Genomic DNA, 12419 nt, shown 5'->3' with positions numbered 1-12419 from the left:
ATGAAATTGTTATATATAGTGGTTTTTCTCAGTATTAGTTCCTTCGCTATGGCCTCTGCTCCTGAAGCTAAAGTTGAAAATACTTCAGTAACCAGAGCATTGACTTCAGATTCTAACGCAGAAATCTCTTCGTCATCCAGTTTTGATGCATGTAATGTGCATTTCAGGGATTACAAATTCCCTACATTGTCAGAGGATGAGTACTTTAAAAAAAAATCGCCAATATCAGAGTGGAGTTGTTTATATTCTGGTGAGGCATTTGAAGCGGGATATGATACACAGCAAGTAAACACTAAAGGAATTAGTGTTAGTAGTACTGATAATAAAATTGTTTATGATTATAAGAATAAGATATGGAAACTAATACCAGATACAGCTTATGTAAAAAATGGAAAGATAAATCATCTATCCCTAGTGCAGGTAAAAAGTAAAAATGCATCTGGTTTTATGGCTGTTAACAGTATGGCGAAACTCATAGATGGAACTCTAGGTGAGAGCATTTATTTCTGTTTGATACATAAAAATAATGCTCTATGTGGCTCTGGCATTAATTCCCCTGATGATAAAAATGAAGAGCTCTCTAAAGATGCGTTGAAACTGCTTGAGAGTATTTCATTTGATGATAACTAACCTTAGTTAATATTTATAAATTATAAATTATAAATTATAAATTATAAATTATGAAGTATGAAGTATGAATGTCGTACTCACTGAAACATCCTCCTGAATGTTATCCACGACCAGTTTCACCAAAAACATCCCGCTGGTTTGTCGTTCTGGCGGCAATGTTGGTTATTAGCGTGACCCTTATGCGTATATTCTGACGCTACATCGATACCAGACACTTCTGGTTGCTTGCTATTGGCACACCTGTCGTTGTGTGGATTGTAAGTTTCGGTTTTCGCATATGGCCCTGGCCATTACAGGACAGTAAAGCGAATAGTTTTACCCGGCGTTAAGCAACTGTTACTGTAAGCCTTACTGGAAAATCTCGCATTGTTGTGGACTTAACAAAATCCTAAGGTGTTATAATGAGGTATATTATTTTTCTTTTTTACATTTTTACAAATACTGCATTAGGTTGTGATAATAAACTTTTAGATGTTAACTTTGCAGAAGGTATTTCTGCGAAGGTTTTGCTGAAAAATAATGATTCGTTGTTAATGTCGATTTTAAATCATGGTAAGATTATTAGCACAGAAGAAATAGATGTTTCATCTGAGAAAAAAATCATGTTACACTCGAAGATTATAATCGTGATGGTTATAAAGACTTCAGTGTATGGCATTTAGATGAAGGAATGGGTACGTATAAAATTTATAGATTATTTATCTTTTCTCCACCTGAGAGAAAATTCAAAGAGATAAAGCCTGGATGCGGCGATGACTTTGTTAATATTCGGATTGATGGTGACAATTTAATTAACACGTTTTATGATGGTAACACTCCGAAATCATGCGCTATGCCAATTGACGCTCTTAAGTGAAATAAGTATCAATATAAGGAAGTGAAAATTGGTAATAGTTGTGAAAAATCACCTTTGATTGTAAAAACTAGTGAAGATGATGGCTTAGAAAATCAGCATTCTGGAGGGCTAGTGCAACAATGAATTTGTCTGGAACTATCAGCAAACAAAATCGTCAAGGGATAAATGGATTAATTGGAAGAATGACATTTGAGGATGTCAGATGGCCTCCGTTTAAGTATTCCTGGTATGTGCCTAACGATTCTACAGAACAAGAATCCGATTATTATGCTATTACGTAATGAAAATGAAATTTCTTAAGTTGTTAATTATATTATTTGTGTTAATGATCTTCTCAGCTTTTGCAATGAGATCAAATGCAAAACTTACTCCTCAACAAACAGTCATTGATTTTATTAGTGACTATGAGGCGTGGAATCAATTTGCTACGCAAAATTTAAGCGAAGATACGGGTTTTCAGGCAAAAGAGGAATACATTAAATTACTGAATAAATATTGCACTCAATCTTCTGGCAGAATTGGTTTTAATAAGTATGGGCAATATTCCTTGCATGTTTCCGGTGGGGAGAGAGTAATTAGTACCAAAAAAGCAAGAGCCAGCTGAATCTCGACCTCTTGGTCGACAGCGAAAAACGATAGAGTACATAGTCATGTCAGGAGACTCCCTCTCGAAAATTGCCGAACGTTATAAGACAAGTACTGATGAAATTGCTAAAAATAATAATATAAAAGATGTAAGTAAGATCTTCCCCGGTCAGCACTTGACGATTTATGGTGTCAATACTAGTGACCCTTCAATGTATATCGTTTCACCGGGTGATACTCTTGCGGAGATCGCGGATAAATACGATGTTAGTTTAGACGAAATCGCACGACAGAACAACATATCCGATCCTAATAAAATTTACCCAGGGCAATCATTTTCCATAAGCAAAAGTGGTAGTAATGCTGTTGGCGAAACAGAAAAACCAGCAGTTAGCCCTCCAGCATCAAAATCAGTGAATAAAAAAACGCTGGAATCGATTGGGGGAAAAAATTCTGGAAAACCAATAGCTATACTCCTTCACGACCAGAGAGAAGCTCCGTGGATGAATATTGCACTGAGTGAGGCAAACAAATGGCATGGAACTAAAGAAGACTCTATTACCAGCAATTATCATGCATTAATAGGTCATAAATGGATAAAAAATCTAGTTGGGACATCAAATGCTTGGTGTTCGTCTTTTGTAAATTATTGTTTTCAAGAAAGTGGATATCATAAAACAGTGCCAGATCCATATTGTGCTATTTGGTTTTTTAAAGATAGCAATAACTTTTTTGAAATCAAAAAACCTATCTATGGATGTGCCGCATCATCAGGAAAGCATGCAACCTTTGTATATGGTCAATCGAAGTCTGGAGAATTAATTTGTTTGGGCGGTAATCAGGGTGACACAATAAAATTTTCACTTTTTAAAGATTTTAGATTTTTTTTACCAGTGGCATATAAAGGATACTATGAGTCAAATGCACAAAAAGAATTAGACATCTTTGATGTAAATGAACTGAATGAAATGATTGGTATTCATTCTAAAACAACTGGACACGAGAGCACAAGATGATTCTAACAAACAAGATAAAACTAGCATTATTTCTGGTGACTTTGCCTGTTATGAGTAGTTTTGCATCTTCTTTTACTAAGGAGTTTGTTAGGATTGATGGTGTCCATAAGGTGAGGATTGATATTCAAGAAGAAAATCTTGGGGATATTAAAAATTCAACAATAACCGCTTCGGAGTATGTGAAAAACAAAAAAATATGGAGTCTTGTCGATTTTGTAAATAAATGTCCGCTTGATATAAATATGGTCTTGATTAAGGGCTCATTCGAGGTTAAGAAAATTAATGACTCATTAGATACAGTATTGTTTGCTTATACCATAGGTTGTGTAGGCGGCCTTGATCCAGTTGCTGTAAAATATTTTGCTTATGAAAATGGTATTAAGCATTCTCTTCGAGGAGAAGAACGGATGATTACGCCTGATGGGGTAATTGATAATAATATTAGACCATTACCAGATACTAATTTAAAAAATAATATTCTTTTGCATAAATACATGCTCAACAATTGGTGTAAAGCATCAACAGTTGTTCTGGAGTAAACATATTTTGATTAGACATTAAATAAATTCAGTGTACCAGAATTATTTTTGAATGGGAAAGGTAAAAAATTAATGACAAAATCCCACTCATGTTCTTGCATTTCTTATCGTGGGGATGATAATAATATCCAATATATCAATAATGTTTCATTCAACTACAAAGGTAGTAGCTAGAGACATAAAAAATCGGTAATGTATATGCTTCCGATTATGCTTACGGAAAAAGACCAGGTAAATTGAATGCAGATAAAGATAATAAAGCGTATCTTGCTTACAACTACATACCCAACAGAGAGAACAGGTTTTTCTTTTTTCATAATGAAATGACTATATTTTATATCTTCGAAAAACATGGGCCGCTTTATGTGAATTCCGAAGTATGTACTCAAAAAAACAATGCATTGCCGTGGGTATTATACATCAGGCCCTGAAATTGGCCGCCTCAGAATATAAACAAATTACATTGACATACAAGGTAATTATATTGAGGAGGGTAAGCGCATTTCATATGATTCAAACGGGGAGGTAACGCTAATTGAAATTAAAAACAGAGGCCATAAAAAATATGAAATGATCTTTGACAGATATCCCGAGAGAGCCAAACATTTTTCCCTTTTAGCTAATGCTTAGAAATTTTGAATCATGAGTGTGTGAATGCGGTATTCCCTTAAACATCTTCCTGAATGTTATCCACGACCAGTTCCGCCAAAAACATCCCGCTGGTTTGCTGTCCTGGCGGCAATGCTGGTCATCAGTGTGATCCTCATGCGGATATTCGGGCGATACATCGATAACAACCACTTCTGGTTGGTCGCTATTGGTACGCCCGTTGTTGTTTGGATTATAAGTTTCGGTTTTCGTATGTGGCACTGGTCATTACAGGACAGTAAAGCGAATAGTTTTGACCGGCATCGGGAACGCTGGATCTTAAGTGAGACCCGTAAAGCACGCCGCGCGCTTCAGATACTGAATATGACATTTATAACTGCCCATAAGGAAGACAAACAGGGTTCTGTCGCTGTTGAGATGCTCAAGAATCACAGCATTATTATTTCTCAGTCGGACTGGAAAGGCGAAAAAGGCAAGAGGCTGAGCCGTATTACGACAGAGCCGGGAGAGACTCCTGAGCTGGTTGTCTCACGTCTGTTTTCTGAACTCATTGCGGATCTGCCAGTTGGCCAGTTCCCGGAAAATGCCTCACTGGCTGTCATCCTTGATATCTCGTCAACTTTGTCATTCCCTGCGGTTCAGGAAATTTGGCAGGAAGCCTGGAAGGAAAGTGGAATAACCTGCGCGGTTGAGTATGTGGACAGCAATGGGCCGGGAGTAGTTAGCCACTGGCTGGATTACCGCATTAAAGATGAAACGATGTTATTGATCGTTGGCCTCCAGATTGACCCGGTTGACTCAAACAATACCGCAGAAGCCGCTGTTGCACTGCTTCTCGGCAATCGCCTGACACAGGAGGCACTCGAACCTCTCGCGCTGCTGCACCGGCCAGATGCTTCCTCTCCTGGTGAATTGAGCGAGGGGATGAACATGGCCGCCTGGAACGTCCCGCTCAAAGGACATATCGTTAAAAATTTATGGCTTGCCGGACTGACGGGTGAGCAGCACGCAGAAGTGATCACGTGTCAGAATGTACATCCTGCGCAGTCTGTAGCGGACGACTCCGTCATTTCACTCGACAGGTCTATGGGACGTGCCGGTGCCGCAGCCCCCTGGCTTGCCATCGCTGCCGCCACTGAAATCGCCCAACAAACACAGTCACCACAGATGATTATCTGTGGCGATACCACAAAGAATGTGCTGTGGAGCACGCTCATTACCCCGATTGCTTCCCGACAGGAGATGGATCCGTGAAGCTACCTTTTGCTATTGCACCAAAGACTACGGAAGGCCGCTATCTTGCTGTCGCATTGCTTTTCTTTTTGTTGTTAGCCGTTATGACGTTCATGATCTGGAAGCATCCGGATATTGCCGGGATTCAAGACGGTAGTCAGCAGCAAATTTACTGGCTTATCGCTGGCGGATGTATTTCAGGCTGCACCCTTATCCTATCCATGTTGCTCCTGGCGGCAGTTCGTAATGCCGGTAAGCAGGAGTTTAATGCGCTTGTCGACGATACCAGTGGTGATGATGAAAAAAGGAAGCGGGAAAATGATAACGCCCCTGTTCACCCTGCGGTGGTCATGTGTGACAGGATTCGGGCGCATCTCCGCTCCCGTATTAGTTTTTACTGGCGTAGCAAAACACGTCTGCTGTTAATCACCGGCGATGAAGCCGCGATCGAGCAACTGGTACCCGGCCTGCAACAGCAGCAGTGGCTCGAAGGCAACCGCACCGTGCTGATTTATGGCGGCAGCCTGGCATCGGAGCCTGACCGCGAAAAATACATAGCGCTGCGTAAACTACGCCGCGGGCGCCCGCTGGACGGGATTATCCGTGTACTGCCTGAGTCGCTTAATCTTACCCCACATATCAGCGACAGCGATTTACGCGGCCTGGAAAAAATCAGCGAACTGCTGCGTTATTCCGCTCCGGTCTGGCTGTGGCAACTGTGCAGCAGTCACTGGTCGCAGGGTACGCGTCCTGAGCAGGTGGTAGGTGCAAGCTTTCCACCACGCGCAAAAGAAGACGATGTAATCCGCCAGCTGGAACTGATGCTGCCAGCCCTGCGGGCGCAGGGGATGAGTCAGGTCGCGGAAAACAGCAGCCACGACTTCCTGCTGCGCCTGAGCCAGCACCTGAACGACGGTGCTATTGCCCGCTGGGCTCAGCAGTTGCAGCCATGGCTCTTTGTTTCTCAGCAGCGCGTCCCGCTGCGTGGTCTGATGTTCAGCCTGTCGGAGAAGAAACCTGCCGAAATGTCAGCGGGAACAGCCGACGCTGAGAATTATGGATCACAGCGTCATGCCCTGACTCTGCCAGCAACCTGGCAGGGTATTGTCGACGACTGCACCCGCGTACGTGGCCGTCGTGTCGGTATGCCGTGGGAACGAGCGCTGGCTTGGGCACTGATGGCCATCATCAGTGTCTGGGGGGCAGGGACGCTGCTGTCGTTTGCGGTCAACCGGTCACAAATAGTTTCTGTTGCACAGCAGGCTCATGCTCTGGTGGAGCACCCTTCTGTATCGGATTACCAACTGACGGCCCTGCATGCTCTGCGTAATGATGCCGGTCGCCTGCTGCACCATATTCAGGACGGCGCGCCATGGTATCAGCGCTTTGGTCTGGACCATGATCAGCAGGTGCTTGACGCAATGCTGCCCTGGTACGGGGTGGCGAACAACCGTCTGATACGTGACCCGGCAAATGAAGCGCTTAAGCAGAAGCTCATTGCGCTGGTCAATTCGGCACCCAACAGCGACCAGCGGACACAGATGGCGAAACCGGGTTATGATCAGCTGAAAGCCTGGCTGATGATGTCCCGTCCGGATAAAGCTGATGGTGCATTCTACGCGCAAACCATGAAAACCGTGCAGCCGACGCGTTTAGGCATCTCAGCTGGCCTGTGGCAAAGCCTGTCACCGGATTTATGGGCTTTCTACATCACCGAACTGCCAGCGCAGCCACAGTGGAAAACCACACCGGATGCGCAACTGGCCAGCCAGAGCCGCCAGGTGCTGTTGCAGCAAATTGGACGGCGCAACGCGGAAAGTACGCTTTACGAGAACATGCTCAAATCCGTGCGTCGTAACTTCGCCGATGTGTCTCTGGAGGACATGACCGGCGGTACCGATGCCCGTCGCCTGTTTACCACCGATGAGGTGGTGCCGGGCATGTTCACCCGTCAGGCCTGGGAGGGTGGTATTCAGCAGGCCATTGAGAAAGCGGCAAACTCCCGCCGCGATGAAATTGACTGGGTGCTGAGCGACAGCCGGAAAGCCGTCTCCTCAGACCTGTCGCCGGAAGCACTGAAAGCACGTCTGACGGAACGCTACTTCACCGACTTTGCCGGTAGCTGGCTGAGCTTCCTCAACAGCCTGCAACTTAATCCGGCAAACAATATTGCAGACGTCACCGACCAGCTGACGCTGATGAGTGATGTTCGCCAGTCACCGCTGATTGCCCTGATGAACACCCTCGCCTGGCAGGGGCAGACCGGCCAGAAGAGTGAAGGCCTGTCGGACTCCATCATCAAATCGGCTAAAGACCTGGTAGGCGGGAAAGACAAACCGGTAATTGACCAGTCAGCCTCAGGCCCGCAGGGCCCACTGGATGAAACCTTTGGACCGTTGCTGACACTTATGGGTAAAAACAAAGGCAGCAACGTTATGTCGGCTGACAATTCACTGAGTCTGCAAACGTATCTTACCCGTATCACCCGTGTGCGTCTGCGTCTGCAACAGGTCGCCAGCGCCTCTGACCCTCAGGAAATGATGCAGAGCCTGGCGCAGACCGTATTCCAGGGTAAAAGCGTGGACCTGACCGACACCCAGCAGTACGGCAGCCTGATTGCTGCAAGCCTGGGCGAAGAGTGGAGTGGTTTTGGCAGCACCATGTTTGTTCAACCACTGACCCAGGCCTGGGAAACTGTGCTTCAGCCATTGGCAGCGAGCCTGAATGACAAATGGAGTCGCTCCGTGGTGGCGAACTGGCATACGGCATTTGACGGACGTTTCCCATTCGCTATCAGCAAGAGTGATTCCTCTCTGCCAATGCTGGCTGAGTTTGTGCGTAAGGACAGCGGACGCATTGAGCGCTTCCTGACCACGGAACTCGGCGGTGTGCTGCATAAGGAGGGCAGCCAGTGGGTGCCGGATAAGGTTAATAGCCAGGGGCTGAGCTTTAATCCAGCCTTCCTGCGGGCGATTAATCAGCTCAGCCAGCTATCGGATATCTTATTTACCGACGGCAGTCAGGGCATCAGCTTTGAGCTACAGGCGCGTCCGGTACCGCAGGTGGTAGAAACGCAACTGACTATTGATGGACAAAAGCTGCACTACTTCAACCAGATGGCAGACTGGCAGAGCTTCCGCTGGCCTGGTGACACCTACAAGCCCGGAACCATGCTGACATGGACTACCGTCAATGCGGGTGCACGTCTGTTTGGTGATTACAGCGGAACCTGGGGCTTTATTCGCTGGCTGGATGAAAGTAAGAGAGAGCAGCTTGACCGCAGTCAGTGGATGATGAGTTTTACCGCCCCGGATGGTCGTACCCTACAGTGGGTACTGCGTTCACAACTGGGCAGTGGGCCGCTGGCGTTACTGGCACTCCGGGGTTTTACGCTGCCAGATCAAATATTCAGCGTCGACAGCGCGGCTATGGCGCAGGCGCTGATGACCAACACAGATAACAGTGACATGGACGGAGTCGAATAATGGACGCTTTGCAGAATCTGGTTGTTGCCTGCCAGGCGGATGAAACCTTGCTGCGACAGCAGGCGCAGTCACGTATGGAAAGCTGGCAGAGCTGGCTTACTCCTATCAGTGAGATCAATCCTACAGGAGAAGACCCGGGTTATGACGATGATTTCCAGCGTATCCGGGAGGAGGTCAATAAACTTTCCGGCATTGATACCGGGCTGATTTGCCAGCTGGCTGAAAAGGTGCTGATCACTGTGGCCAAAGATGTCCGGGTTGCTACTTACTATTGTTGGGCGCGCTTGCACCAGGACGGTGAAACCGGGTTTGCTGAAGGGCTTGAGTTACTGGCGGGATTACTAACCCAGTATGGAACACAGCTCCACCCTCAGCGCGAGCGAAGCCGTAAACCGGCGCTGGAGTGGCTCGCAGGCTCTCGTCTACTTGACAGCCTGTTGCTCTGGCCAGAAGTGGTACGCGACGATGCCCAGCGTACGACCGGTGCGTTGCTGCTCATCCGTGACAGTCTTGAAACTGAGCCGGAAGCGTCACGTCCAGATCTGAATGCTCTGTACAGCGCGCTGGGATCCCGCCTGATGAAAGCCGGTGGCGTGGATGCGGTAATACCCCAGAACGCCAGCAGTCAGACACGCGCGCATACAGCATCTCAAACGGCAGAACAGGACGCGCCAGTGCTGAGCCGCATCACGTCCGGTCAGGATTTGCTGGCTCAGGCCCGAACCCTGACGGGATATTTGCGTGAGCAACCTGATGGCTGGCTTGCCGCACACCGGCTGATGAAAAGTCTGCGTCACGACACGCTGATAGCGATCCCGGCACCGGATGCCGAAGGGAAAACGCGCATCGAACCGCCGCGGGCTGACCAGCGGGCAATGCTCAAACGGCTGTATTTGCAACAGAGCTGGCTGGAGATACTGGAGCAAGCGGACAGCACTTTCTCGCGTGGCGCCAATCATCTCTGGCTGGATTTGCAGTGGTACATCCATCAGGCCCTGATTAAATCAGGCCAGGATGTGCTGGCCGATATCATTACCGCTGACCTGAAAGGGCTGCTGCGGCGCCTTCCCGGACTTGAAACGCTGGCCTTCAATGACGGCACACCCTTTGCTGATGAGGTCACGCTGAACTGGATACACCAGAACGTGCTGGACGAGATGTCCGGCTGGCGGGATGAGCCGGTCACTGCTGTCAGTGAGACGGACAACGATATTCTGGCCCTCGAGCCGGAAGCGCTGGAGAAAGCGGACACGGATGGTCTGGATGCCACACTCCACTGGCTGCAGACGCGCCCGGGTACGGACTCAACGAAAGACAAATGGCTGCTGCGCCTGCTGATGGCCCGTGTGGCGGAGCAGAAAGGCAGGAATGAACTGGCGCTGCATCTGCTGGGTGAGCTTGACGGTGCGGCACAGGCCATCACCCTCACTCAGTGGACGCCAGCGCTGTTGTTTGAAGTGAAATCGCGGCGCCTCAGGCTGCTGCGCATGAAAGCTGCCCGCAGTGAAACCGATAAGTCACGGCTTCAGCCAGAGATGGACCAGCTTCTGGCTGGTCTGATTGCGCTTGACCCGGCGGGCAGTGCGGTGCTTTGCGGATAACCAGGACTGAATTCAGCGAAAAGGAAAAATGTATGCCAGCAAAAGGCTTTTATCTGTTGCAGGGCGACAAAACGACCTGCGGCGGAAGAATTATCACTGGCGCAGAAGATCACACTCTGTTTGGTAAACCGGTTGCCCGGGAACAGGACGGCGTGACCTGCGGTAAATTTCCGGGGATTTACAAGGTAGCCGGAGGCATCGACAACGATATCATTCACGGCAGGCGAATGGCCGGCACTCTCGACAGCTACAGTTCATGTCCCTGTAAGGCAAAGTTTATTCCCTCGATGTGGGATGATACGTACGAAAAGAGTTCAGCCGGAGCAATTTCAGCAGCAGAAGAATCTGGAAAGACATCCCTGGCGAATGCGGTTTCTCAGGCGTTTCTGGCTGGCTCACAGACTGATACAATGTTAGCGCCGGGATATCCTGTGTTAATCAACACTCATACCGTACCGGATGACAACGTTCGAGGGATGCTCAGAGCTAACAGACATGATTTCCTCTTACTGACGCTGGAGGAATGTCAACGGATTATTGACGGCTGGGATTTTGTAAAAAAAACATGGAAAGATGCCGTGACAAATCCCGTTGGTAATACTGTCAAAACATATGCAACGAATATCGATGATGCAGCCAGTGCTTCAGCGATGATTTACAAACTGGGAAGCATCGGTATAACCGCAACGGTGTTTATTAACCACAAAGGAACACGCCTGATAAAAATTAGTGGTTATGCCGCAATCAGGAAAACGCTCAATGCCCCTGTCTTCGCAGAGATGAACCCCAAAATCATCGAGGCTGGAATAGGGAAGTTTGGATTAAAGAAATCCATCATTCAAGGTGCGATTCTCGGTTTTATATATGTGTCGGTTATAGATACAATTGATTTTATATTGAATGATGAAACAACACTCGCAAAGTTCCTGGGCTCGCTTGCTACCGATATCGTCAAAGTAGGAATTACTTCAGCAGCGCTTTATGCTGTTGGATTATATACAATGTCTGCGTATATAGTCCTGAATATCGCTGTTGTTCTTGTTTTTGGAGCTGGTTTAGCTTGGGTGTTAAACACTCTGGACAGGAAATATCATATTACGGATAGTCTGGTTGAGTTCATGGCACCTTACATCGAATCCGCACAGCAAGAGTTTGTTGAAAGATCCAGGGAAATCTCAAATGATTTACTTGATTTGGGAGCCATGTATATAGATGGAAAGCTCAGAAAAGGGCGGCAAGTAATAGAATCCGAAATAAAGCAATATATTAAAAAATTTATTGGCGTTCTGGCTCCGCAGGTAATTGACTTATGAGTGCGAAACGCAGGTTTTTTGTAAATATTATTATTTGGTGTGTTTCATCATTAGGTTCTCTGTGGTTTGCAAATGATGCATTTAGTGAGCTATTTGAATTTGGAAATGATATAGTGTTTTCACCGATTGTTTCCGCTCTGCTAATGATTCCGATAATTCTTCTCTTCCCATGCATATACTGGTATTTGGCAATGAGGCACGGAGAAGAGCAGGCAATTATCAAATGCAAAAAAACAAACAGAGTATTTATAGGTCTGGTTGGTGTTTTTATCATAAGTTCTGTCATCTTTTCCTTTGCGTATACTTCGATTCTTGAGAGTAAAGGCTATGTGAAGTGCGTCGGCCGCCCTGATGGATGGATGCCGGAAATGGCCACCGAATACGTACTCCCACCATCAGTATGTGGAGGAAGTAGGCTCGCCGGAAAAGGATCGAGCAGTTATGCTCCCACTACATTCAGCCAGTCACAGGACGTTGAGAATAATTAAGTATCTGTTGCTTTTTTTTGCGCCTGTAGCTTCATTTTTACTGGTCAGGCATCACAGATAATAT

9 protein-coding genes and 1 pseudogene are annotated in these 12419 nt (G+C 46.7%); all 10 read left to right on the top strand.

Going from position 1 to position 12419, the window contains the following annotated elements:
* Nucleotides 1–630 (top strand): hypothetical protein, encoded by a 630-nt coding sequence (locus ACOTX4_RS11965; protein WP_228463670.1) that lies wholly within the window; start codon nucleotides 1–3, stop codon nucleotides 628–630.
* 619 nt (nucleotides 631–1249) lie between these two features.
* Nucleotides 1250–1486: pseudogene (locus tag ACOTX4_RS11960) on the top strand (hypothetical protein); the annotation flags it as partial.
* 286 nt (nucleotides 1487–1772) lie between these two features.
* On the top strand, nucleotides 1773–2090 hold the full coding sequence (locus ACOTX4_RS11955) for a hypothetical protein (RefSeq protein WP_421635386.1): 318 nt from the start codon (nucleotides 1773–1775) through the stop codon (nucleotides 2088–2090).
* A gap of 46 nt (nucleotides 2091–2136) precedes the next feature.
* Nucleotides 2137–3087 carry a TIGR02594 family protein gene (locus ACOTX4_RS11950; RefSeq protein WP_421635385.1) on the top strand — a complete coding sequence of 317 codons (951 nt, stop codon included), beginning with the start codon at nucleotides 2137–2139 and terminating at the stop codon, nucleotides 3085–3087.
* Nucleotides 3084–3626, top strand: coding sequence for a M949_RS01915 family surface polysaccharide biosynthesis protein (locus tag ACOTX4_RS11945; RefSeq protein ID WP_063937619.1), 543 nt, complete (start codon nucleotides 3084–3086; stop codon nucleotides 3624–3626). The genes ACOTX4_RS11950 and ACOTX4_RS11945 overlap by 4 nt, the downstream gene beginning before the upstream one ends.
* Before the next feature lie 654 nt (nucleotides 3627–4280).
* Complete coding sequence (locus ACOTX4_RS11940; protein ID WP_045333106.1) at nucleotides 4281–5489, top strand: hypothetical protein; 1209 nt, start codon at nucleotides 4281–4283, stop codon at nucleotides 5487–5489.
* A complete protein-coding gene (locus ACOTX4_RS11935) occupies nucleotides 5486–8953 on the top strand; it encodes an ImcF-related family protein (RefSeq protein WP_045333105.1) in 3468 nt (1155 codons plus the stop codon). The genes ACOTX4_RS11940 and ACOTX4_RS11935 overlap by 4 nt, the downstream gene beginning before the upstream one ends.
* On the top strand, nucleotides 8953–10554 hold the full coding sequence (tssA, locus tag ACOTX4_RS11930; protein ID WP_045333104.1) for a type VI secretion system protein TssA: 1602 nt from the start codon (nucleotides 8953–8955) through the stop codon (nucleotides 10552–10554). Before ACOTX4_RS11935 ends, tssA begins: the two co-directional genes overlap by 1 nt.
* Nucleotides 10555–10586: 32 nt before the next feature.
* Nucleotides 10587–11867 (top strand): PAAR domain-containing protein, encoded by a 1281-nt coding sequence (locus tag ACOTX4_RS11925; RefSeq protein WP_063937617.1) that lies wholly within the window; start codon nucleotides 10587–10589, stop codon nucleotides 11865–11867.
* Complete coding sequence (locus ACOTX4_RS11920) at nucleotides 11864–12355, top strand: hypothetical protein (RefSeq protein ID WP_045333102.1); 492 nt, start codon at nucleotides 11864–11866, stop codon at nucleotides 12353–12355. Before ACOTX4_RS11925 ends, ACOTX4_RS11920 begins: the two co-directional genes overlap by 4 nt.
* Nucleotides 12356–12419 lie beyond the last annotated feature (64 nt).

This window comes from Enterobacter cloacae complex sp. IR5459, from assembly GCF_049238005.1.
Classification (GTDB): domain Bacteria; phylum Pseudomonadota; class Gammaproteobacteria; order Enterobacterales; family Enterobacteriaceae; genus Enterobacter; species Enterobacter hormaechei_C.
Note: the sequence above shows the minus strand (reverse complement) of the source record. Positions and strands in the feature narration are given on the sequence as shown.

Excerpts from the sequence above, each read along its gene's own strand:
- ACOTX4_RS11965 (WP_228463670.1), top strand. The coding sequence starts at position 1 with ATGAAATTGTTATATATAGTGGTTTTTCTCAGTATTAGTTCCTTCGCT.
- ACOTX4_RS11955 (WP_421635386.1), top strand. The coding sequence starts at position 1,773 with ATGAAATTTCTTAAGTTGTTAATTATATTATTTGTGTTAATGATCTTC.
- ACOTX4_RS11950 (WP_421635385.1), top strand. The coding sequence starts at position 2,137 with ATGTCAGGAGACTCCCTCTCGAAAATTGCCGAACGTTATAAGACAAGT.
- ACOTX4_RS11945 (WP_063937619.1), top strand. The coding sequence starts at position 3,084 with ATGATTCTAACAAACAAGATAAAACTAGCATTATTTCTGGTGACTTTG.
- ACOTX4_RS11940 (WP_045333106.1), top strand. The coding sequence starts at position 4,281 with ATGCGGTATTCCCTTAAACATCTTCCTGAATGTTATCCACGACCAGTT.
- tssA (WP_045333104.1), top strand. The coding sequence starts at position 8,953 with ATGGACGCTTTGCAGAATCTGGTTGTTGCCTGCCAGGCGGATGAAACC.
- ACOTX4_RS11925 (WP_063937617.1), top strand. The coding sequence starts at position 10,587 with ATGCCAGCAAAAGGCTTTTATCTGTTGCAGGGCGACAAAACGACCTGC.
- ACOTX4_RS11920 (WP_045333102.1), top strand. The coding sequence starts at position 11,864 with ATGAGTGCGAAACGCAGGTTTTTTGTAAATATTATTATTTGGTGTGTT.